This is a genomic window from Acinetobacter sp. 24-47-66 (assembly GCF_056779755.1).
Genome location: NZ_JBWYIL010000002.1, coordinates 58567 through 81635, shown reverse-complemented (window position 1 = coordinate 81635; position 23069 = coordinate 58567). Strand labels below are relative to the sequence as shown.

The 23069-nt window shown below is 39.9% G+C and carries 20 protein-coding genes; 13 read left to right on the top strand and 7 right to left on the bottom strand.

Going from position 1 to position 23069, the window contains the following annotated elements:
- Window position 1 precedes the first annotated feature (1 nt).
- The 8 genes from sdhA (at window position 2) to AC1M84_RS02645 (ending at window position 11710) form a co-directional block, all read left to right on the top strand.
- Window positions 2-1900, top strand: coding sequence for a succinate dehydrogenase flavoprotein subunit (gene sdhA / locus AC1M84_RS02680; RefSeq protein WP_035268510.1), 1899 nt, complete (start codon window positions 2-4; stop codon window positions 1898-1900).
- Between the two features lie 14 nt (window positions 1901-1914).
- Complete coding sequence (locus AC1M84_RS02675; protein ID WP_035268507.1) at window positions 1915-2625, top strand: succinate dehydrogenase iron-sulfur subunit; 711 nt, start codon at window positions 1915-1917, stop codon at window positions 2623-2625.
- Between the two features lie 737 nt (window positions 2626-3362).
- Entirely contained in the window at window positions 3363-6185 is a 2823-nt protein-coding gene (locus AC1M84_RS02670; RefSeq protein ID WP_035268518.1) for a 2-oxoglutarate dehydrogenase E1 component, read from the top strand.
- 17 nt (window positions 6186-6202) lie between these two features.
- On the top strand, window positions 6203-7423 hold the full coding sequence (odhB, locus tag AC1M84_RS02665; RefSeq protein ID WP_035268505.1) for a 2-oxoglutarate dehydrogenase complex dihydrolipoyllysine-residue succinyltransferase: 1221 nt from the start codon (window positions 6203-6205) through the stop codon (window positions 7421-7423).
- A gap of 60 nt (window positions 7424-7483) precedes the next feature.
- Complete coding sequence (gene lpdA, locus AC1M84_RS02660; RefSeq protein WP_035268502.1) at window positions 7484-8917, top strand: dihydrolipoyl dehydrogenase; 1434 nt, start codon at window positions 7484-7486, stop codon at window positions 8915-8917.
- Between the two features lie 167 nt (window positions 8918-9084).
- Window positions 9085-10251, top strand: coding sequence for an ADP-forming succinate--CoA ligase subunit beta (gene sucC, locus AC1M84_RS02655; protein WP_035268500.1), 1167 nt, complete (start codon window positions 9085-9087; stop codon window positions 10249-10251).
- A 12-nt stretch (window positions 10252-10263) separates the two neighbouring features.
- Window positions 10264-11154 carry a succinate--CoA ligase subunit alpha gene (gene sucD, locus AC1M84_RS02650; protein WP_481588922.1) on the top strand — a complete coding sequence of 297 codons (891 nt, stop codon included), beginning with the start codon at window positions 10264-10266 and terminating at the stop codon, window positions 11152-11154.
- 76 nt (window positions 11155-11230) lie between these two features.
- Window positions 11231-11710: a hypothetical protein gene (locus tag AC1M84_RS02645; protein WP_481594373.1), complete on the top strand. Its 480-nt coding sequence runs from the start codon at window positions 11231-11233 to the stop codon at window positions 11708-11710.
- A gap of 4 nt (window positions 11711-11714) precedes the next feature.
- Here the strand turns inward: AC1M84_RS02645 and rsmD are convergent, their stop codons facing one another.
- Together rsmD and mrdA are read right to left on the bottom strand one after the other, a co-directional pair.
- Complete coding sequence (gene rsmD, locus AC1M84_RS02640) at window positions 11715-12266, bottom strand: 16S rRNA (guanine(966)-N(2))-methyltransferase RsmD (protein WP_481593072.1); 552 nt, start codon at window positions 12264-12266, stop codon at window positions 11715-11717.
- Entirely contained in the window at window positions 12267-14312 is a 2046-nt protein-coding gene (mrdA, locus tag AC1M84_RS02635; protein WP_481594372.1) for a penicillin-binding protein 2, read from the bottom strand.
- Between the two features lie 236 nt (window positions 14313-14548).
- Here mrdA and AC1M84_RS02630 point away from each other — a divergent pair, with 236 nt between their 5' ends.
- The 4 genes from AC1M84_RS02630 to AC1M84_RS02615 all read left to right on the top strand — a co-directional run bounded on the left by AC1M84_RS02630 (window position 14549) and on the right by AC1M84_RS02615 (window position 17409).
- Window positions 14549-15064 (top strand): hypothetical protein, encoded by a 516-nt coding sequence (locus AC1M84_RS02630; protein WP_035268492.1) that lies wholly within the window; start codon window positions 14549-14551, stop codon window positions 15062-15064.
- Window positions 15065-15128: 64 nt separating this feature from the next.
- Window positions 15129-16445, top strand: a complete 1317-nt coding sequence (locus AC1M84_RS02625) for a hypothetical protein (protein WP_481594371.1) — start codon at window positions 15129-15131, stop codon at window positions 16443-16445.
- Window positions 16446-16520: 75 nt separating this feature from the next.
- On the top strand, window positions 16521-17180 hold the full coding sequence (adk, locus tag AC1M84_RS02620; protein WP_035268488.1) for an adenylate kinase: 660 nt from the start codon (window positions 16521-16523) through the stop codon (window positions 17178-17180).
- Between the two features lie 76 nt (window positions 17181-17256).
- Window positions 17257-17409, top strand: coding sequence for a hypothetical protein (locus AC1M84_RS02615; RefSeq protein WP_481593070.1), 153 nt, complete (start codon window positions 17257-17259; stop codon window positions 17407-17409).
- Here the strand turns inward: AC1M84_RS02615 and nth are convergent.
- Window positions 17406-18107 (bottom strand): endonuclease III, encoded by a 702-nt coding sequence (nth, locus tag AC1M84_RS02610; RefSeq protein ID WP_481593069.1) that lies wholly within the window; start codon window positions 18105-18107, stop codon window positions 17406-17408. The genes AC1M84_RS02615 and nth overlap by 4 nt on opposite strands.
- On the bottom strand, window positions 18108-18899 hold the full coding sequence (locus AC1M84_RS02605) for an RnfABCDGE type electron transport complex subunit B (RefSeq protein ID WP_481593068.1): 792 nt from the start codon (window positions 18897-18899) through the stop codon (window positions 18108-18110).
- Window positions 18900-19239: 340 nt separating this feature from the next.
- On the opposite strand from AC1M84_RS02605, the gene gdhA reads away from it, so the two are divergent.
- Window positions 19240-20583, top strand: a complete 1344-nt coding sequence (gene gdhA / locus AC1M84_RS02600; RefSeq protein ID WP_481593067.1) for an NADP-specific glutamate dehydrogenase — start codon at window positions 19240-19242, stop codon at window positions 20581-20583.
- Between the two features lie 50 nt (window positions 20584-20633).
- Here the strand turns inward: gdhA and AC1M84_RS02595 are convergent, their stop codons facing one another.
- The 3 genes from AC1M84_RS02595 to rlmH form a co-directional block, all read right to left on the bottom strand.
- Window positions 20634-21410 (bottom strand): META and DUF4377 domain-containing protein, encoded by a 777-nt coding sequence (locus AC1M84_RS02595; protein ID WP_035268475.1) that lies wholly within the window; start codon window positions 21408-21410, stop codon window positions 20634-20636.
- Window positions 21411-21563: 153 nt separating this feature from the next.
- Entirely contained in the window at window positions 21564-22340 is a 777-nt protein-coding gene (locus AC1M84_RS02590) for a DODA-type extradiol aromatic ring-opening family dioxygenase (protein WP_481593066.1), read from the bottom strand.
- 100 nt (window positions 22341-22440) lie between these two features.
- Complete coding sequence (gene rlmH, locus AC1M84_RS02585) at window positions 22441-22923, bottom strand: 23S rRNA (pseudouridine(1915)-N(3))-methyltransferase RlmH (protein WP_035268469.1); 483 nt, start codon at window positions 22921-22923, stop codon at window positions 22441-22443.
- Window positions 22924-23069: the final 146 nt, after the last annotated feature.

Sequence of the window (23069 nt, the reverse complement as noted above, 5' to 3'; positions counted from 1 at the left end):
CATGGGCGCTATAAACCCTAAAGAAGATTATACAAATATTCCACACGAAACTTTCGATGCTGTCATCGTTGGTGGTGGTGGTTCTGGTATGCGTGCTTCTTACCAACTTGCTCAAGCTGGTTTGAAAGTTGCGGTATTGACTAAAGTATTCCCAACGCGTTCTCACACTGTAGCTGCACAGGGTGGTATTGGTGCTTCTCTTGGTAACATGCAAGAAGATAACTGGCACTACCATTTCTATGACACAGTAAAAGGTTCTGACTGGTTAGGTGACCAAGACGCAATTGAGTTTATGACTCGTGAAGCGCCACAAGTTGTATATGAACTTGAACATCTAGGTATGCCATTTGACCGTAACGCTGACGGCACAATCTACCAACGTCCATTTGGTGGTCACTCTGCGAACTACGGTGAAAAAGCTGTTCCTCGTGCTTGTGCTGCTGCCGACCGTACAGGTCACGCACTTCTTCACACGCTTTATCAAAGCAACGTGAAAATGGGTACACAATTCTTCGTAGAATGGATCGCGCTTGATTTGATCCGTAACGAAGCAGGGGATGTACTTGGTGTTACAGCAATTGACCAAGAAACAGGTAAAATTGCAGTATTCCAAGCGAAAGCAACATTGTTCGCAACTGGTGGTGCTGGTCGTGTTTACCGTGCATCTACAAACGCATATATCAACACTGGTGACGGTCTTGGTATGGCTGCTCGTGCAGGTATTCCATTACAAGATATGGAATTCTGGCAATTCCACCCAACAGGTGTTGCAGGCGCAGGTGTATTGTTAACTGAAGGTTGTCGTGGTGAAGGTGCAATCCTTCGTAATAAAGACGGTGAACCGTTCATGGAGCGTTATGCTCCAACTTTGAAAGACTTAGCACCACGTGACTTCGTATCACGCTCTATGGACCAAGAGATCAAAGAAGGCCGTGGTTGTGGTCCTAAAGGTGATTATATCCTTCTTGATATGACGCACTTGGGTGCTGATACGATCATGAAACGTCTTCCATCTGTATTTGAGATTGGTAAGAAGTTCGCGAACGTTGACATCACAAAAGAGCCAATTCCTGTTGTGCCAACAATCCATTACCAAATGGGTGGTATTCCAACTAACATTCATGGTCAAGTTGTTGTTCCTGAATCGCGTGAAACTACTCCGCTAGAAGCACATTACGACAAAGACAGCGATACTTATTCTACCAATGCTGCGGATCGCAATTTCACTAAACCAGTGAAAGGTTTCTATGCGATTGGCGAATGTTCATGTGTGTCTGTACACGGTGCTAACCGTTTAGGTACAAACTCATTGCTTGACTTAGTTGTATTTGGTAAAGCTGCTGGCGAACATATCATTGACTATGTGACTAAGCATCACGGTGATGAATATGCGCCGCTTCCAACAACTGTGCTTCAGCAAACTGTTGAGCGTATCCGTCGCTTAGATGAGTCAACTTCAGGTGAAAATGCGCAAGAAGTTGCTGATGCAATTCGTGATATCGTTCAAGACCATGCAGGTGTATTCCGTACAACTGAACTTCTTGAAAAAGGTGTGAAAGAGATTCTTGCACTTGAGCCTCGTATCCGTAATATCCACTTAAAAGACAAATCAAAAGTATTTAATACTGCACGTATTGAAGCACTTGAAGTGGAAAACTTATACGAAGTTGCAAAAGCAACCTTAATCTCTGCAGCTGCACGTAAAGAATGTCGTGGTGCGCATACTGTTGTAGATTTTGAAGAATCTCCAGATCATCCAGCATATCCTTACGGCCGTCGTGATGATGAGTGGATGAAGCATACTTTATGGTTCTCTGCTGATAACCGTCTTGAGTACAAACCAGTACGTTACAAGCCTTTATCAGTTGATGCTATTCCACCTAAACCACGTACATTCTAATTGGGAGAAGTAAGATGAGTAGAGGTACTCGTACATTTAATATCTACCGCTACGATCCTGATAAGGATAAAGCACCGTACATGCAAACATTCAAGCTTGAGTTGACTGATAAGCACCGTATGTTGCTTGATGCGCTACTTGCATTGAAAGTTCAAGACGAAACTTTAACGTTCCGTCGTTCATGCCGTGAAGGTATTTGTGGTTCTGATGGTGTAAACATCAATGGTAAAAATGGTTTAGCGTGTCTTTGGAACCTAAACGATTTGCCAGAAGTAATTACTATTCGTCCATTACCAGGTCTTCCAGTAATCAAAGACTTGGTTGTAGACATGAATCAGTTCTATGATCAGTACGACAAAATTCAACCGTTCTTGATTAATAATCAACCTGCACCACCTAAAGAGCGTTTACAATCTCCAGAAGAGCGTGAGCATCTTGATGGTTTGTATGAATGTATTCTTTGTGCATGTTGTTCAACGTCTTGCCCATCATTCTGGTGGAACCCTGATAAATTCTTGGGGCCTTCAGCATTGTTGAATGCATATCGTTTCATTATTGATTCGCGTGATACTGCAACTCAAGACCGTTTGGCTCGTTTAGATGATCCTTTCAGTTTATTCCGTTGTAAAGGTATCATGAACTGTGTATCAGTATGCCCTAAAGGTCTAAATCCAACAAAAGCGATTGGTCACATTCGTAGCATGTTGTTAGATCAAGCTGGTTAATGCTGTTCCAAAAAAAGCACACTTTGGTGTGCTTTTTTTTAATCAAAACTTGGTGTTAAATTTAGTTTTCGAGATATTTTGGTTGAAGTGGTTAGATTTGCCCCAATCATAAAAAAATATGCACTTTAGGGATAAATGAAAACGTTTTGCATCTGCAAATATCTTTTTAAAATGTTAAGATATCGGTTTTATGATCCAAGTTGCATGTATTTAAATCTATAATTTTAGGCTTTAGTCTAATAATTATGAATTTTAATAGAATTTATCTAAATGCACCTTATATTATCTCAATGGTTTATAGTTGTATTTAGCTAATTTATGAATGGTATGTGTCAATAAAATCAGTTTGAAGTGAAGTTCATGATAGGATTTGAACAAAATTTTTAGCATGAATATTATTCAATCTGTACATTAAATCAACATTTTGGTGGTTTGGTGTTAAGCTGAAAGCAGGAATAATAAAATTGAAAAGTTGTTTTAGAAAAGACTAATATTTTTAATTTTTTCTAAGTCAATTTGCAAAAATTGCTCGGTAATTTTATCGAGTATAAAGATGAGTGATGATGCCAATGAGGGCGTTATGATTCGTCATTGGTATTAGAAACTCTCTAATGCTATACGCCCCATGGTCTTTTGTACCAGATGGGTGAATGTCAATTTACCGATTTGGCATTATCAATCATGGGCGAGCTTAGAAAGCTCCCTGTAATGTTTTGCAATAGGAAATGGGTCCACAAATGCAAGAAGTTGCTGACGCATTGCGTCTTGACACTGAACTTTCCGCTGACAGTGCAGCGTATATTGAAGAACTTTATGAGCAGTATTTAGTTGCTCCAGAATCAGTCGGTGCTGATTGGCAAGAATACTTTGGTAAGTTCCCAAAAGGGGATCAACCACACAGCAATGTACGTGAGCAATTCCTTTTATTGGGTCGTAACTCAAACCGTATTCAGCCTGTCGTTCAAAGTTCAGTTAGTTCTGAGCACGAGCGTCGTCAGATTGGCGTATTACAATTAATCGCTGCATACCGTAACCGCGGTCATCAAAAAGCAAAATTAGATCCATTAGGTTTGGCAAAACGAGAAGAAGTGCCTGATCTTGATCTAGCGGCTCATGGTTTAACCAAATCTGACTTAGATACTGTATTCAATACAGGTAATCTTGCAATTGGCAAAACTGAAGCAACTTTAGGTGAAATGGTCAATGCGATGGAGGCGACGTATTGCGCTTCTATTGGTGTTGAATATATGCACATTGTTGACACTAAAGAGAAACGTTGGATTCAACAACGTCTTGAAGGTGTGAAAGGTCAATTTGGTTTTTCAGCAGAACAAAAGAAACATGTTCTTGAACGTTTAACTGCAGCTGAAGGCTTAGAGAAATACTTAGGCAATAAGTATGTTGGTGCTAAGCGCTTTGGTGTGGAAGGCGGTGAATCTTTCATTCCGATGGTTGATGCTGTTATTCAACGCGCAGGTTCTGTGGGATGTAAAGAAGTTGTGATCGGTATGCCACACCGTGGTCGTCTCAACTTGCTTGTCAATATCATGGGTAAAAACCCAGCAGATCTTTTCGGTGAATTTGAAGGTAAATCACTTCACAAGAAAGGTTCTGGTGACGTTAAGTATCACCAAGGTTTCTCGTCAAACGTAATGACTCCAGGTGGCGAAGTTCATTTGGCATTGGCATTTAACCCATCACACTTAGAAATCGTAGGGCCTGTAGTTGAAGGTTCAGTACGTGCTCGTCAAGTTCGTCGTAAAGACATTGGTGGTGATGACGTATTACCCGTAATCGTACATGGTGATGCTGCATTTGCTGGTCAAGGTGTGAACCAAGAAACCTTCCAAATGTCACAAACACGTGGTTATACGGTAGGTGGTACAGTTCATATTGTTGTCAATAACCAAGTTGGTTTTACAACATCAGATCCACGTGATGCACGTTCTACTGAATACTGTACTGATATCGCGAAAATGATTCAGGCACCAATCTTCCATGTGAATGGTGATGATCCTGAAGCTGTATTGTTTGTTGCTCAACTTGCACATGATTTCCGTCATACTTTCCGTAAAGACGTTGTTATCGATATGTTCTGTTACCGTCGTCGCGGTCACAATGAAGCAGATGAGCCAGCAGCAACTCAGCCAATGATGTATCAAGTCATTAATAAGAAAACGACAACTCGTGCATTATATGCTGACAAATTAGTACAAGAAGGTGTAATTGATCGTGCGACTGCTGATCAGATGATCGAAGATTACCGTGCTGATTTAGAAGCAGGTAAACATGTTGCGAATGCACTTGTACTTGAACCGAATAAAAAAATGTTCGTTGACTGGACGCCATACTTAGGTCATGAATACACTGACGTTTGGGATACTACTTTCCCTGAAGAGCGTTTAAAAGAACTTGGTCGCAAAATGCGTGAGCTTCCTGAAGGCTTCGTGATGCAGCGTCAAGTTTCTAAGGTGATCGATGATCGTCTTAAAATGCAAACTGGTGAAATGCCATTGAACTGGGGTGCAGCTGAGACTCTAGCTTATGCTTCGTTATTGGACGAGGGTTATCTTGTTCGTTTAACTGGTGAAGATGTTGGTCGTGGTACATTCTCGCATCGTCATGCGAAGCTTCATAACCAAGTAGACGGTTCGACGTATATTCCACTTTGCCATATTAAAGAAAATCAACCGCGTACAGCGATTTATGACTCATTATTGTCTGAAATGGCAGTATTGGCATTCGAATATGGTTATGCAACAACTCTACCTAAGAGCTTAATTATTTGGGAAGCACAATTTGGTGACTTCGCGAACTGTGCTCAAGTTGTTATTGACCAATTCATTGCTTCTGGTGAGACAAAGTGGGAGCGCGTTTGTGGTTTAACGATGCTTCTTCCACATGGTTTTGAAGGTCAAGGCCCAGAACACTCATCTGCACGTTTAGAGCGTTTCTTACAGCTATGTGCTGAAGAAAACATGCAAGTGATGACGCCTACAACTCCTGCACAGATTTTCCATGCTTTACGTCGTCAGGCGATTCGCCCAATTCGTAAACCAATGATTATCATGTCTCCAAAGTCATTATTACGTCACAAATTAGCGGTATCTAATCTTGATGAATTGGCGAACGGTACTTTCCAAACCGTGATTGATGAAGTTGATAACATTAATAAGTTGGATGTGACTCGTGTAGTGCTTTGCGGTGGTAAGGTTTATTACGATTTACTTGAAAAACGTCGTGAAAATGAATTGAACAACACTGCTATTGTTCGTGTTGAACAATTGTACCCATATCCAGAAGCACGTTTAGCGGAAGTACTTGCACAATATCCAAATATGAAAGAGCTTGTTTGGGCGCAAGAAGAACCGAAGAACCAAGGCGCATGGTTATTCATCGCACCACGTTTATACGAAGGTGTTATGAAGTCAGGTCAACAAATTCAAATCAGCTATGCAGGACGTGAAGCATCTGCTGCACCGGCTTGTGGCTCACCATATTTACATGCAAAACAACAAGCACAACTCGTTAACGAAGCGCTTGCGATCGTAGCAGAATAATCAGGAGAATCTTAAGAATGGCAACCGAAATTAAAGCACCGGTATTCCCAGAGTCAGTTGCAGACGGAACAATTGCAACTTGGCACAAACAACCAGGTGAAGCGGTATCACGTGATGAAGTGATCTGTGATATCGAAACGGATAAAGTTGTACTTGAAGTTGTTGCTCCTGCAGATGGTACGATTGCAAATATCATTAAAGGCGAAGGCGACACAGTTCTTTCTGATGAAGTAATTGCTACATTTGAAGCAGGTGCTGTTTCAGGTGCTTCTCAAACTCAAGCTGTTCAATCTGAAGAGAAAGTTGAGCAAGCTGCTGCTGCTACAGAAGCGGGTGCTGCTCCTGTTGTTGAACGCGCTCAAGCTCCTGTTCAAGATCAAGCTCCAGCTGTTCGTAAGGCATTAACTGAAACTGGTATTAATGCATCAGAAGTTTCAGGTACAGGTCGTGGTGGCCGTATCACTAAAGAAGATGTGGCGAATCACCAATCTAAACCTGCTGCTCCTGCTGCTGCACCATTAAGCGTAGCTGTAGGTGAGCGTATTGAAAAACGTGTTCCTATGACACGTCTTCGTAAGCGTGTGGCTGAGCGTTTACTTGCTGCAACGCAAGAAACAGCAATGTTAACGACGTTCAACGAAGTCAACATGAAGCCAATCATGGACATGCGCGCTCAGTACAAAGATGCTTTTGAAAAGCGTCATGGTGCTCGTTTAGGCTTTATGTCATTCTTTGTTAAAGCTGCAACTGAAGCACTTAAACGCTACCCAGCTGTAAATGCTTCAATTGATGGAGATGATATCGTTTATCACGGTTACTATGACATCGGTGTAGCGGTATCTTCTGACCGTGGTTTAGTAGTTCCAGTATTACGTGATACTGATCGCATGAACTATGCTGAAGTTGAAAATGGTATCCGTGATTACGCATTCAAAGCACGTGATGGTAAGCTGGGCATTGAAGACATGACAGGTGGTACATTCACGATCACTAATGGCGGTACTTTCGGTTCATTGCTTTCAACACCAATTTTAAATACGCCACAAACTGCAATTTTGGGTATGCATAAAATCCAAGAGCGTCCAATGGCGGTAAATGGTCAAGTTGAAATCTTACCAATGATGTATTTAGCGCTTTCTTATGACCACCGTTTAATTGATGGTAAAGAAGCAGTGGGTTTCCTTGTAACAATCAAAGAATTGTTAGAAGAACCAGCTAAACTTATCCTTGATCTTTAATTCTAAAGAATAAATCCATGGGCTTAGAGCGATCCTCTAGGCCCATTTTTGGAGAGAAGAATGTCTCAACAATTTGATTTAGTAGTAATCGGCGGTGGTCCAGGTGGTTATGAAGCTGCTATTCGTGCAGCACAACTGGGTTTCAAAGTTGCGTGTATTGAAAAGCGTATTCATAAAGGAAAACCCTCTTTAGGTGGTACTTGCTTGAACGTGGGTTGTATCCCATCTAAAGCACTTTTAGACTCTTCACATCGTTATGAAGATACTGTTCATCATTTAGATGATCATGGTATTACAACGGGCGAAGTAAAATTTGATCTTCAAAAGTTACTTGCTCGTAAAGATAAAATCGTTAACCAACTTACAATGGGTATTGATGGCCTGTTGAAAGGTAACGGTATTGAATGGTTGCAGGGTACAGGTAAATTATTAGCTGGTAAAAAAGTTGAGTTTGTTCCACATGAGGGCGAAACTCAGATTTTAGAACCTAAATATGTCATTCTTGCTTCCGGTTCTGTTCCTGTAAATATTCCTGTTGCTCCTGTAGATCAAGATCTTATCGTTGATTCTACTGGCGCGCTTGAATTCCAAGAAGTACCTAAGCGTTTAGGTGTAATTGGTGCAGGTGTCATTGGTCTTGAACTTGGATCAGTATGGCGTCGTTTGGGTGCAGAAGTTGTTGTTTTTGAAGCAATGGATGCATTTTTACCAATGGCTGATAAAGCTTTGGCAAAAGATTACCAAAAAGTATTAACTAAGCAAGGTCTTGATATTCGTGTTGGCGCAAAAGTAGCTGGTACAGAAATCAATGGTCGTGAAGTGACAGTAAAGTACACTCAAGGTGGCGAAGACAAAACTCAGACTTTCGACAAATTGATCGTTTGCGTGGGTCGTAAAGCGTATGCAGAAGGTTTATTAGCAGAAGATTCTGGCATTAAACTAACTGAACGTGGTTTGGTTGAAGTAAATGATTGGTGTGCAACTTCTGTTGAAGGTGTATATGCAATTGGTGACTTAGTACGTGGTCCAATGCTTGCACATAAAGCAATGGAAGAAGGCGTAATGGCTGTTGAACGTATTCATGGTCACGCAGCTCAAGTGAACTATGACACGATTATTTCTGTGATTTATACACACCCTGAAGCGGCGTGGGTTGGTTTAACAGAAGAACAAGCGAAAGAAAAAGGTCACGAAGTTAAAACAGGTCAATTCGGTTTCGCAGCGAATGGTCGTGCGATGGCAGCTGGAGAAAATGCTGGTTTCGTGAAATTTGTTGCTGACGCTAAAACGGATCGTTTGCTTGGTATGCACGTGATTGGACCTGCTGCGTCCGATATCGTTCACCAAGGCATGATCGCACTTGAATTTGTATCAAGCGTTGAAGATCTTCAATTAATGACATTTGGTCACCCAACATTCTCTGAAGTAGTTCATGAAGCTGCGCTAGCAGTAGATGGGCGAGCGATTCACGCGATTCAGCGTAAACGTAAATAACACAAAAAAGAGCGGCTGAGGCCGCTCTTTTTGCATTTGGTGGTTGTTTTTGTTTGAATAATCATCTAAAACTAGAATACTAAATTTAATAAATGCCAATATTTATTGCGAAGGAAGTTTAAATATTGGTGTGTCATAAAAAGTGAAAAGTAGTAAAAGGTAAAACAATGAATTTACACGAGTATCAGGCGAAATCGCTGTTAAAAAAATATGGTATGCCAGTTCAGGAAGGCATCATCGCTACAAATGCAGAGGAAGCAGTAAAAGCATTTGAACAGCTAGGCGGCAAATTCGCTGTTATGAAAGCACAAGTACATGCCGGTGGGCGTGGAAAAGCTGGCGGCGTTAAAGTCGTTAAGTCAGCTGATGAAGCAAAAGAATATGCTTCGCAAATTATTGGTACTCGTTTAGTTACATATCAAACGGATGCAAATGGGCAACCAGTTAACAGTGTACTCGTTGCAGAAGATGTCTATCCAGTTGAGCGTGAATTGTATTTAGGCGCAGTTGTTGATCGTTCATCACGTCGTATTACTTTCATGGCTTCTACTGAAGGTGGTGTCGAAATTGAAAAAGTCGCTGAAGAAACTCCAGAAAAAATTATTAAAGTTGAAGTAGATCCATTGGTTGGCTTACTTCCTTTCCAAGCTCGTGAAGTCGCTTTTGCTTTAGAGCTGAAAGATAAACAGATTAATCAATTTGTTAAAATTATGTCTGCAGCTTATCAAGCGTTCGTAGAAAATGATTTCGCATTGTTTGAAATCAATCCTTTGTCAGTCCGTGAAAATGGTGAAATTTTGTGTGTTGATGCCAAGGTCGGTATTGATTCGAATGCTTTATATCGTTTGCCAGAAGTTTCTGCTTTAAGAGATAAATCGCAAGAAAATGAGCGTGAGCTCAAGGCATCTGAGTTTGACCTTAACTATGTTGCTTTAGAAGGTAATATTGGTTGTATGGTGAATGGAGCAGGTCTTGCAATGGCAACCATGGACATCATTAAACTCTATGGTGGTCAACCAGCAAACTTCTTGGATGTAGGTGGTGGCGCAACCAAAGAGCGTGTAATTGAAGCATTCAAGATCATTTTAGCGGATCAGTCAGTACAAGGTGTGCTGATCAATATCTTCGGTGGTATTGTGCGTTGTGACATGATTGCTGAAGCAATTATTGCAGCGGTTCAAGAAGTAAATGTAACAGTGCCTGTTGTTGTTCGCTTAGAAGGGAATAATGCAGAACTAGGTGCAAAATTACTTGATGAATCTGGTCTTAAACTAATTTCTGCAAACGGCTTATCTGATGCCGCAGAAAAAATTGTTGCTGCAGTAAAAGCATAAGGAGTATCAATCATGAGCGTATTAATTAATAAAGACACTAAAGTATTGGTACAGGGCTTTACGGGTAAAAATGGTACATTCCACTCAGAACAAGCTTTGGCTTATGGTACTAAGGTTGTGGGGGGTGTGACTCCAGGTAAAGGCGGTCAAACTCATTTAAATCTACCTGTATTCAATACAATGAAAGATGCAGTGAAAGAGACTGGTGCTGATGCATCGGTCATTTACGTTCCTGCACCATTTGTATTGGATTCTATCGTTGAAGCAGTTGACTCTGGCGTTGGACTGATTGTTGTTATCACTGAAGGTGTACCAACCATTGATATGCTGAAAGCGAAACGCTATCTAGAAACCAATGGAAATGGTGCTCGCTTAGTGGGTCCAAACTGTCCAGGTGTTATCACGCCGGGTGAATGTAAGATTGGTATTATGCCAGGACATATTCATCAGCCAGGACGAATCGGTATTATTTCGCGTTCTGGTACGTTGACCTATGAAGCTGTTGCACAAACTACGAAGTTAGGATTAGGACAATCAACGTGTATTGGTATTGGTGGAGATCCAATCCCTGGTATGAATCAGATTGATGCTTTGAAACTGTTCCAAGATGATCCAGACACAGATGCAATTATTATGATTGGTGAGATTGGTGGTACAGCTGAAGAAGAAGCGGCAGAATATATCCAATCAAATGTGACCAAACCTGTTGTTGGTTATATTGCTGGTGTGACTGCACCGAAAGGTAAGCGAATGGGTCATGCTGGTGCTATTATTTCAGGTGGTAAAGGCACAGCAGAAGAAAAATTTGCTGCATTTGAGCGTGCTGGAATGGCATATACACGTAGCCCAGCTGAACTTGGTTCAACGATGTTAGAAGTACTCAAAGAAAAAGGTTTAGCTTAATCCTTTAAGTAAAAAAGCCTCCTGAGTGGAGGCTTTTTTCATGCATAATAATAAGATATAGAAACGTAAAATTAATATGATTCAAAATTTTAAACTTTATTTACAAGCTTTGATGATTTTTTCTATTTCTGCTGTTCACGCGAACTCCTTGGATCATGATGAAAATACGAAAGATCAAAATCTCATTTTTAATTTTTTTGAAGCTCAGCAAGAACTTCACTATGAGCCTGCCATAGAAGATTTAAATAGTGAACAGACCAAGATTGCAGAATTAAATGAGAAAGAATATTCGAGATTTGATGTATTGACGCATTCAATTTTTCAATCCGAACGTATTAAGTTTTTTAATTTCACAGCTTTTGATCGGAATGAATTGAAGAATAAACTTGATACAGGTCATTTTGACTTATCAAATCTGGAACAATTAAGCATTACGTTTGGATATGGTGTTGAGTATTTGCTGAAACAGAATCAAACGATAGGGTACGAGTTTTTATCCTCGTTTCCCTACGATCGAGGCAGATTGATTCGGATTTTTTGGAATCAGACATTTTAAATGTCTAATCTATTTTTCGATAAAGGCCTGATTTAACTGTTCCAGCTTTGGTTTCTTTTATGAGGTGCCATGAAGAAGGTAGATTAAGTGATGACAATGGTTGATCGGCTTCGACATAAATAAATGCATCTGTTTTGAGTTTTGGGTCAATCAATGAAGCCAACTCCTCCCAAAGATTTAAACTATAGGGAGGATCTAAAAAAACTACATCGAATTGATTGTTTGAGAGTTGTTTTAGCGCGATTTGGGCAGTGCTTTGAATCAGTTTTGCATTATTCACATTTAAAAGCGCTAAGTTTGATTTTAAAAATTTATTTTGCTCTAAATTAGGTTCGATCATCGTGACATGAGCTGCCCCTCGAGATAGCGCTTCAAAACCTAATGCACCAGATCCAGCGCAAACATCTAGCACCTGCGCTTGTTGAATATCCCACATTAACCAATTAAATAAAGTTTCGCGTACACGATCTGGTGTTGGTCTTAAACCCTCAATAGTGGCAAAAGGTAATACACGGCGTTTCCATTCACCACCAATGATGCGGAGTTGATTTTTCATTTATTGACTCGTGTTACGTTGAGTGTCAGTGTTTGCATTCGTTGCATTCGTTGCATTCGTTGCACTGTTGCTGTTACGTGATGTTTGGAGTTCACGAGGAAGTGCATTTGGATCGGCTGATAAATTACTAGATCCGCTAGGTAATTCACCAGGCTTAATGCCTGCTGTCATTAAGCCGCCGCTGACAACATGATTCATCGGCTTTATTGGCTTACGATCACGATGGAGTAACCAATAATCTAATACAGGACGTGCGAGCGCGGTTGCTCCTGAACCTCCACGACCATTTTCCCATATCACTGCAATCGCTATTTCTGGGTTGTCGGCAGGGGCGAAGCCTACAAATAAGCCGTGATCGAGTTGACGTTCAGTTAATAAAGCTTCGTTATACTTTTTACCTTGCGCAATACTCTTGACCTGAGCGGTACCTGTTTTACCCGCAATTTGATATTGCAGTCCACCACGAATCCCTTTACCTGTTCCAGATTGGATCACATCCACCATGGCATCACGCATCTTAATCCAATCTTCATCAGTACCATTGAAGGCAATTTTATAATCTGGTGCATTGTGGACTTTGAATTGCTTTGTTCCTTTGGTTTCACGTAATACATGCGGTGTAACATGGGCGCCATGATTTGCAGTAATTGCAGTTGCCATCGCAAGTTGCAAGGGGGTAGAAGTGAACGCACCTTGCCCAATACTGACTGAGATTGTTTCCCCTTTGAGCCATTTAGAATTGCGAGTACGCATTTTCCATTCTGGCGAAGGATACAATCCTGTACTTTCGCTAGGAAGGTCTACACCCGTTTTCTCACCAAATCCAAACTGACGCATCCATGTGTTCATACGATCGATCCCCATCTGGTAAGAAAGAACGTAATAGTAAGTATCACATGAGACAACAATGGACTTGTGCATATTGACTACACCATGCCCCATTTTTTTCCAGTCGCGGAATTTGTGAGAATCTCCTGGTAAGTGGAAATAACCTGGATCTGAAATAGCAGTTGACCAATCGACAATACCGTAGTGAATACCCCCTAATGCAGCCATAGGCTTAATGGTAGAACCTGGTGGATAAGTCCCTTGAACTGCGCGGTTATACAACGGCTGATCTAAATTGTCACGCAGCGCACTATAGTCTGTATGACTGATACCAGTCACGAATAAATTTGGGTTGAAACTTGGACTCGAAACGAGTGCCAAAATTTCACCTGTACGTGGATCCATTGCAACAATTGCACCACGACGCCCCGCAAGTTGCTCAGCAGCTACTGTTTGGAGACCATAATCAAGTGATAAATAGAGGTCATTACCGCGTACAGAATCTTTACGCCCTAATTTCCGTAAGACATTACCGAAAGCATCTGTCTCAATAGACTCAAAGCCAGGTGAGCCATGCAACAGGTCTTCATAAAATTTTTCTACACCAATTTTACCGATCAGGTTTGTACCTGCGTAAGCATCTTTATCAATGCTTTTGAGTTCTTTATCGTTAATACGACCGACATACCCAATAACATGGGCAAATAATTCACCATGCGGGTAATAACGCGTCATTTGGGTTTCAATAGAAACACCAGGAAATTTAAACTTTACTTCACTAAATTTAGCGATATCTGTTTCAGTTAAGTTTAGTTTAAGCGTTACACGTTCAGTCTTTTTTGCGGTTTTCACACGACTCATGAAGCGTTCGATGTCTTCTTCGCTCAAGTCAATAATCTTTCTAAGGCGTTCTACCGTGTCTTCAATATCAGGCACATCCGCTTTACTTAATGTAGCCGTAAAAACTGGATAATTGTCAGCCAATAGAATGCCGTTACGATCAAAAATATAACCGCGGGCAGGGGAAATCGGTTGTAAACGAATTCGGTTTTTGTCCGATGCATCTTTAAATTGGTCGTAATGCACAATTTGCAAATAAGCATATCGAGACAATAGAACAAGTAAAAAAAAGATTACCACGCAAATAGCAAACACCACTCGACTACGAAAAATTCGCTTTTCTTGTTGTACATTCTTCAGTGGGAACTGCTGCTTCATAGATCTTTACTTTTTTGCGGGTAAAAGCTGACTTTATATCAAAGTATTTTAACTCAGATTGACTATAAAATTTGAAAAATTAATAAATAGTTCGTATGTTATAAAAATTAAAATTTGACCAAATAGACACTAATTTTAAAGCTTGTTGTATATAAGAACGAAAATTATTCTGTTAAAGTCGAAGCACTATGGATGAATAATAATATTGTTCTCAGTTTGAGAGAATGGAGAAAATAATGAGAAAAATCGTTTCCTTTGCTGTCATGATGTGGGTAGGGAATTTAGCATACGCAGATTTTTCATCGTTTTATCCTGAAGCAAAATTGAAACCAGAACAATTTTCTAAAATAAATGTGGGTGCTGGTGTTACACAACGGTTAGCGCATGGGAATTTAGAATACGTCACTCCATACGGTATTGGATACGGAAAGCTTGGCGCTTTCTTAAATGACGACCACGATGTGGGTGCTCAAGTCGGTTTTCGTTACCCAATAATTCTCGGAACTAAGGACTTAAATGGATTTTATTTAGGTGCATTTGCTGGTCATCTAAAATCAAAAACAGTCAATGGTGAAAAGGAATCTCAACTCGGTGGTGGTATAGATTTATCTTATGTCATGCTGAATAAAGAAAGAATTAGTACATTTAGTGTAGGGATAAAAGCAGGAGAGGAAATCACGCAAGGAAACCAAGTGATTTTTGAAACTAAACCAGAACTACAGTTTGCCTACACCTTAAGTGTAGGATTTTAGAAAGCTTTATGGTTTTATACCTCAAGTTCGACTGCAATTAGATATATGAATATGAGAGTCATGAATGTTTGGATATGTGAGTGATTTGTGGCAAGCCTTCGTCAATCGACCTGATTTTTATGCAGTACTGAGTATTATCCCAGTAACCGCATTTGTGACTTGGGCTCACGTCTGGATGGCACTCAAGATGGTGTTTTATCCAATTAAGTTTTGGGGTTTTCACTTAGGTCCGCTTCCGGTGGGATGGCAAGGAATTGTTCCACGTAAGGCAGGACGTATATCGGGTATTATTACCGACAATACACTATCAAAACTTGGCTCCTTACGAGAGTTCTTAGATGCGATGGATCCCGAGGATACTGCTCGTATCATTGGTGAACAGGTTGGCTTTGAGTTAGAGCACTTAATTGATGAAGTGATGATGGATCGCAATGCGGTTCTATGGGAAAACTTACCTTACTCAATCAAGCGACGTATTTATGCGCAAGCACATAAGCAACTTCCAAATGTTTTGAAAGAGCTCGTAACTGAATTAACTTTAAATGTTGAGTCGCTCGTGGATATGCGTGCGATGGTAGTGAGTCAAATGGAAGGCGACCGTCAATTGATGGTTAATATGTTCTTAAAAGTGGGTCAAAAAGAAATTAATTTCATTTGGCATATCAGTGCATTAATCGGTATGTTCTTCGGTATCTTCCAAATGATCGTTTGGTTTGTCGTGCCTTGGCATTGGACCGTACCATTCTGGGCAGCAATTTGGGGCTTTTTAACGAATTGGATTGCAATTTGGATGGTATTTAATCCAGTTGAGCCACATTATATTCGTTATCCACAATTCTTTGAGTTAACTCAAGATCGTAAATTCCCTTGGATAAAACCTGTTACTCCACGCATTGGTTCTTATAATATTCAAGGTGCGTTTATGAAGCGCCAAGAAGAAGTATCAGATGTATTTGCCCGTGTAGTGACTGAAGATTTGATTACATTGAAATCTATTATGATGGAAATGATGTATGGTGGAAAAAAAGACAAAACACGCCGTATTGTCAAACGTCATATCAATGAAATCATGGAAACACCATTGGTTCGTACATCATTACAGCTGTCTTTAGGTCCAAAAGAGTATGCAAAACTCAAGACAGACTTGATCGATCGCTCAATTGAAATTACGATGGTGCCTGTATGCGACCCAGCTTTTAATGCGAGCCGTGCACAGAAAATCTATCAAATGTTTAAAGAACGTATCCGTGAATTAACGCCGCGCGAGTTTCAAAATCTATTACGTCCTGCATTCCAGGAAGACGAATGGATCTTAATTGTGCTAGGTGGGGTAACAGGTTTCTTCGCGGGTCTGATTCATTTATTTGTGGCTTTCTTATAAATAGATGCTGGATTGGTGCCTACCAAAGACATTAACCAAGTATCGTCGATATAGTTAAAATGAGGATGTTTATTTATGCGCATTATATTACTCGGACCACCTGGAGCAGGTAAAGGTACTCAAGCTCAGTTGATCTGCAAGCGCTACAATGTCCCACAAATTTCAACCGGTGATATGCTCCGTGCTGCAATTCGTGAAGGAACTGAACTCGGTCTACAGGCAAAATCTGTAATGGACAATGGTGGTCTAGTTTCTGACGAACTGATTATTGGTCTGGTTAAAGAGCGTATTGCACAACCAGATTGTGCAAATGGTTGTATCTTTGATGGTTTCCCTCGTACGATTCCTCAAGCTGAAGCTTTGGAAAAAGAAGGCATTGATATTGATCACGTGATCGAAATTGATGTGCCTGATGAAGAAATCGTTAAACGCTTATCGGGTCGTCGCCAACATCCAGCATCAGGTCGTGTTTATCATATCGTCTACAACCCACCAAAAGTGGAAGGCAAAGATGATGAAACTGGTGAAGATTTAGTTCAGCGTCCAGATGACCAAGAAGAAACAATTCGTAAGCGCTTAGGTTCATATCATACTGAAACTGAACAATTGGTTGGCTTTTACCAAGGGCGTGCAGCTTCAGGTGAAAATGCGCCAACGTATGATAAGCTGAATGGACTTCGTCCTATTGAAGAAGTTCAAAAAGAACTTTTTGCAATTTTAGATCAAACTAAATAATCATTATTCAGCTTTGACAAAAAAGAAGCCCTAAGTCATATTAGGGCTTCTTTTTTTATGATGTGAAGGTAAACAAGTGCAAAATATTGCCATTATTTTATTGATGCTTGCATGCTTGGCAGTATTGTCTTTTTTGGTATTTATAAGTTTTAAATTACTTCGCGATAGTCAAAAACAGATGAAATTAGATAAAGAGAAAAAAGATCAAAAAAAATCTATTGATCGTTAAATCTGTTTTAAATCGATCTGTCTTATCGCTCCATATTCGAAACGTTCAGGCCAATTGCACACATCACTTACAACACACTCGTTGCACTTTGGCTTCCGCGCAATACAGCAATAACGTCCATGTAAAATTAACCAATGATGAGCGTCTACAATAAACTCTTTTGGAATCACTTTCACTAGACGGTGTTCAACTTCGAGTACATTTTTTCCTACAGCAAGTCCAGTACGATTACCTAATCGAAAGATGTGGGTATCAACTGCCATGGTTGGTTGACCAAAAGCCGTATTCAATACCACATTTGCAGTTTTTCGACCTACGCCTGGAAGTGCTTCTAAATCAGCACGGTTGTTAGGAACAATACTATTGTGTTGTTTAATCAATATTTCACAAGCTTTGATGACATTTTCAGCTTTAGAGTTATAGAGACCTATCGTTTTAATATAAGATTTTAATCCTTCTACACCTAAGGCATAGATTGCTTCAGGTGTGTTTGCTACAGGGAAAAGCTTATCTGTGGCCTTATTTACGCTTACATCAGTGGCTTGTGCTGATAATGTCACTGCAACTAACAATTCAAAGGGTGAAGAATAATTCAGCTCTGTTTTAGGGTTTGGGCGTTGAGCTCTTAATCTTTCAAAAAAAATTTGAATTTGCTTTTTTGTCATGTTTTTTACTGTCTTAGGTGTTTTAACGGTCATTTAAACACCCTCAATTGAATTGAGTTTTTCATATAAAGTATTGAGTTGCTCTCGCTTATCGAGGCTCTCACGTAAAGAAAGTTGTTTTTCAAGCTTTTTAATTTGTGTACGTAATTTGGCAAGTTCGATTGTAGATTTTGCATCTAATGTCTTATGAAGTGCTGTTTTTTCTATTGTTTGAATAGTAGGTACGGATTGTAATTGTTTTGAAAATTGAGCAAAAAGTGCAGTATCAATTTCAGCTTTAACGACAGGACCTTTGCGATGAAGTCTGCGATTTTCCTCACGTTGAATATGAGCATAATATCGATTTCTAAGATCGTTTTGTTCTAGGATGCGGGCTTGCTCATTTGGTATGGGCTGTAAATCTTCAACGAGATCGATACAGTCGACTGGACAAGGAGGAATACATAATTCGCATCCAGTGCAAAGATCAGTTAACACAGTATGCATTAATTTTCCTGATCCAATAATGGCATCAACAGGGCAAGCACTGATGCATTTAGTGCAACCAATACACTCGTCTTCACGTATGATTGCTTTCATACGCTGTGGACGACCATCAGACTGAATTGGCCAAACGCTTTCTTCAGCTTTAAGCTTAGGGCGATTCAGTACGTGAGCAATTGCGTCAGCAACAGGTTGACCGCCAGGTACACATTTATTTGCGTCTTCTCCTTCTACAATAGCTTTAGCATAAGGTAAACAACCATCACGGTGGCCACATAGGCCACATTGGGTTTGAGGTAGGAAAGCATCAACTTGTTGTATCAATGAGATTTGTGCGTGCATGTACGTTAAAACTTAATCAAGCGAAAAGGAGATCGATCATAGGTGCGAAATATGAATGATTTTAACATGATTAGTATTAGTTTGGGGTGCGCTGTTATGGGTCATTTATTGCGCAATAAAAGCGCTGAATAAGCATCAATACATAATTAAAAGTAATGAATTTGATAATTTAAAATTATTAAATACTATAATTAAGTAATTGAAATTAAAAAAATATTAAAAAAAATTATGAAAACTATTGTACAGTGCCTGTAAAAGATATTTAATACTTTGCGCCAAAACTTATCAATATATTGAAATTTTGACCAATTTTGATCCATTTTCTGCTGAGGATTAAGCGTTGAAATACAACAGCCTTAACGACTTCCTAGACTACGTTAAAACACGTGATGCACATCAACCAGAATTTCTTCAAGCTGTTGAAGAGGTGATGACAAGCTTATGGCCTTTTATTGAAAAGAACCCTAAGTATGCAGCTCATGGTTTATTAGAACGTTTAGTTGAACCTGAACGTGCGATTCAATTCCGCGTTTCTTGGGTTGATGATCAAGGTCAAACACACGTTAACCGTGCGTTCCGTGTTCAGTACAACTCAGCAATTGGTCCATTCAAAGGTGGTATGCGTTTCCACCCTTCAGTGAACCTTTCAATCCTAAAATTCTTAGGTTTTGAACAGACTTTCAAAAATGCGTTAACTACACTACCAATGGGTGGTGGTAAAGGTGGTTCTGATTTTGACCCTAAAGGTAAATCAGAAGGCGAAATCATGCGTTTCTGCCAAGCACTCATGATCGAGTTATACCGTCACTTAGGTTCTGACACAGATATTCCTGCGGGTGATATTGGTGTTGGTGGCCGCGAAGTTGGTTACATGGCGGGTATGATGAAGAAGCTCAGCAATGACACTTCATGCGTATTTACAGGTAAGGGTTTAACTTTTGGTGGTTCACTAGCGCGCCCTGAAGCAACTGGTTACGGTACAGTGTATTTCGCTGAGGAAATGCTTAAGACTCGTAACGACAGTTTCAAAGACAAGGTAGTTACAATTTCTGGTTCGGGTAACGTTGCACAGTTTGCTGCTGACAAAGCAATGTATTTGGGCGCAAAAGTTGTTTCACTTTCAGATTCAGCTGGTACTGTATACATTAAAGATGGTTTAACTCCAGAGCTTTTAGCTGAAGTAATGGAGCTTAAAAACGTTCAACGTGGTCGTATCTCAGAGTTTGCAGCGAAACATGGCTTTGAATATCTTGAAGGGCAACGTCCTTGGGGTATTAAGTGTGATATCGCACTTCCATGTGCAACACAAAATGAATTAGATGCTGATGATGCGGATAAATTGCTTGAAAATGGTGTGATTTGCGTAGCTGAAGGTGCAAATATGCCTTCTACACTTGCAGCAGTTGAAAAATTCGTTGAAGCAAAAATTCTTTATGCTCCAGGTAAGGCATCCAATGCAGGTGGTGTTGCAACTTCTGGTCTTGAAATGTCTCAAAATGCGCTTCGTTTAGGTTGGTCTTTCGAAGAAGTAGATGAGCGTTTACATGCAATCATGAAAGAAATTCACCGTAACTGCGTAAAATTTGGTACTCAAGAAGATGGTACTGTGAATTACGTAGATGGTGCGAACATTGCTGGTTTCGTAAAAGTTGCTGATGCGATGTTAGCTCAGGGTGTATTCTAAGAATATATTCAAGAATAAAAAACCGAGGCTTAGCCTCGGTTTTTTATTATTTATAGAGAACCTTTTACAGCTTCTCGCTCTACAGCCATATCAAAAATATAAGCATACTTAGACTGATCTGCAGCAGGATTTTTGATTTCATAGCGTTTTACACGAATGATTTGACGTTCATTCGGACTATGAGAAAAACCTTCAATTTGATCGTAGAATAAAGTCCAGTCTTTATCGACTTGCGTTTTAATACCACTATCGTTGTATTTTATTTCTCTGACTTGTAGACAAGTTTGGGGAGCTACACCTGTACATTGTTTAGTTTCTGGCGAAATTTCAAGAAATATGGTTTCACCTTGAGTTTTGTATTTGGTTTCAGGTGTCATTTTACCCGTGAAGATAATCTTTTCACCATTCGGCTGTACCAAAGTCAACGTTGGATTATCACGATCATTTAAATTAAGCACGAAAGGAACAGCAGCTTGGGAAAATAGATTTCCAGCAAAGCGTTCTTGTTCGGCAGCCAAACCATTACATCCCTTCATGGTAGATGCAAGTTGAGCAGCTACGATAGTATTGTTTTTTAGCTCAAACCCGCCAAATAAAGTATTGCAGCTCGTATGAATTGAAAGTTTTTTATCAGTGGTGAAGTTTAAAGTGATTGGTTGAGGCGCATTTTGTGGATTGGCTTGCCATTGGTATGCAGAGAGAGTTTGATCAGCATTTTGTTGTTGAAGCACAGACACAGCTAAATCCCCAGCTTTTTGTAGATCGGAAGTCTGACACGCAGCAAGTGTGATAGGCAAAATAGCCAAGGCAATTAATTTTAATTTCATAACAAGTTTTCTAAATTGTATTGATCCGAGGAAGGATAACGCAGGAGATCTAAAAAATTATGGATACATTCTGCACTTTTCAGTATCAAAATGTATCCATTGATCGATGATTATTTCGTGATGGTCATTTAAAAAATGATATTTTATTTTCTCTCAATCAAAGCGATAAATATCCATTCCTAAAGCACCCATGGTAAAACTACTATGTACAATGCTAAAACGATCACCAGTGCCCATAGAGAAAAATAAAGGTGCAAAGTGTTCTATCGTAGGGTGGTTACGATGAACAAAAGGAATCGTATTCCACGCTAAAATAGCAGGATAATCCGAATGAGTGAGCTGCTGCACCACGTAGTTTCTAAAAGTTGATGCCCATTCTGGAACTTCACTCGTTTCACCATGCCAAGCAAGCTCTCTTAAATTATGAGTAATGCTTCCCGAGCCAATTAATAATATTTGCTGATCTCTTAATGGAGCGAGAGCTTGACCAATTTTAAATATCGCTTCAGCAGACATCGTCATGGGTAAAGAGATTTCGACTACGGGGATATCAGCTTCTGGATACATATGTAATAAAGGCATCCATACGCCATGATCACGAGGTCGTGTACTATTGGCATGTGCAGTAATTTGTGCCTCAGCGAATAAATTTAAAACTTGTTCAGCAACATCTGGAGCACCAGGGGCAGGATAGCGAATTTCATACAGTTCATCTGGGAAACCTCGAAAATCGTGCCATGTTTCAGGTCTAGCCCCCGTACTTACTTCGAGTGCATTGCTTTCCCAATGTGCAGACATGACGATTATCGCTCTAGGTTTGGGCAAATTGAGACTCAAGCGATGTAAAGCTGGACCAACCTGTTCAGGATTCAAAGCCAGCATTGGAGAGCCATGTGAGATGAATAAGCCAGGTAGCGTTTGAATAGTCATGAGGTTGGTTCCATTCTTAGGTGTATGAGGTGATCATCGCAAATTTTAGAAGTCAGAGTAACCATTTAAATTTGAACATCATGTTGCAAATTCGGAACGATTATCCAGCACGATGGTACGGATGGTTATGATTAATGCTCATGGCACGGTAAAGTTGTTCAATCAACAGAATGCGAACCATAGGGTGGGGTAGCGTTAATTTAGATAAAGACCAGTGCCAAGCAGCAGCTTTACGAACTGCATCAGAATGTCCATCAGGTCCACCAATCGCGAGTACAACATCATTCCCTTCAAGCATCCAACCTTTCATGGTTTCAGCTAATTTTTCTGTACTAAACTCTTTTCCTCCCACTTCAAGTGCAATTAAAAGTTCATTTCCTTTCAGTGCATTTAAAATGCTATCGCCTTCGATATTACGGTATTTTAAAATATCAGCTTCAGAGTCATTCTTTCCGCGTTTCGCCATAGGAAGCTCAACAATTTGAGTTTGTACAAAAGGTTGAATTCTTTTGAAATAATCTTCAAAACCAGTAAGAACCCATGCTGGCATTTTTTGACCAATGGTCAAGATACGAATTTTCATGAAAATGTGTCACTAGAAGTTTCACGATATTATACATTTCAAAGTGATGAATTTATAAATTCAAAAGTTAAAACATAATGGGTTGTTAATTTTGCATCCATTGACATCTTATAAAAAAGAGAGCCTAAGCTCTCTTTCTTCACTTA

Coding starts and splice junctions, on each gene's coding strand:
- sdhA (WP_035268510.1), top strand. CDS start 2: ATGGGCGCTATAAACCCTAAAGAAGATTATACAAATATTCCACACGAA.
- lpdA (WP_035268502.1), top strand. CDS start 7,484: ATGTCTCAACAATTTGATTTAGTAGTAATCGGCGGTGGTCCAGGTGGT.
- mrdA (WP_481594372.1), bottom strand. CDS start 14,312: ATGAAGCAGCAGTTCCCACTGAAGAATGTACAACAAGAAAAGCGAATT.
- nth (WP_481593069.1), bottom strand. CDS start 18,107: ATGACCGTTAAAACACCTAAGACAGTAAAAAACATGACAAAAAAGCAA.
- sucC (WP_035268500.1), top strand. CDS start 9,085: ATGAATTTACACGAGTATCAGGCGAAATCGCTGTTAAAAAAATATGGT.
- AC1M84_RS02595 (WP_035268475.1), bottom strand. CDS start 21,410: ATGAAATTAAAATTAATTGCCTTGGCTATTTTGCCTATCACACTTGCT.
- rsmD (WP_481593072.1), bottom strand. CDS start 12,266: ATGAAAAATCAACTCCGCATCATTGGTGGTGAATGGAAACGCCGTGTA.
- AC1M84_RS02670 (WP_035268518.1), top strand. CDS start 3,363: ATGCAAGAAGTTGCTGACGCATTGCGTCTTGACACTGAACTTTCCGCT.
- AC1M84_RS02645 (WP_481594373.1), top strand. CDS start 11,231: ATGATTCAAAATTTTAAACTTTATTTACAAGCTTTGATGATTTTTTCT.
- AC1M84_RS02605 (WP_481593068.1), bottom strand. CDS start 18,899: ATGCACGCACAAATCTCATTGATACAACAAGTTGATGCTTTCCTACCT.
- adk (WP_035268488.1), top strand. CDS start 16,521: ATGCGCATTATATTACTCGGACCACCTGGAGCAGGTAAAGGTACTCAA.
- AC1M84_RS02590 (WP_481593066.1), bottom strand. CDS start 22,340: ATGACTATTCAAACGCTACCTGGCTTATTCATCTCACATGGCTCTCCA.
- odhB (WP_035268505.1), top strand. CDS start 6,203: ATGGCAACCGAAATTAAAGCACCGGTATTCCCAGAGTCAGTTGCAGAC.
- AC1M84_RS02630 (WP_035268492.1), top strand. CDS start 14,549: ATGAGAAAAATCGTTTCCTTTGCTGTCATGATGTGGGTAGGGAATTTA.
- rlmH (WP_035268469.1), bottom strand. CDS start 22,923: ATGAAAATTCGTATCTTGACCATTGGTCAAAAAATGCCAGCATGGGTT.
- AC1M84_RS02625 (WP_481594371.1), top strand. CDS start 15,129: ATGTTTGGATATGTGAGTGATTTGTGGCAAGCCTTCGTCAATCGACCT.
- sucD (WP_481588922.1), top strand. CDS start 10,264: ATGAGCGTATTAATTAATAAAGACACTAAAGTATTGGTACAGGGCTTT.
- AC1M84_RS02675 (WP_035268507.1), top strand. CDS start 1,915: ATGAGTAGAGGTACTCGTACATTTAATATCTACCGCTACGATCCTGAT.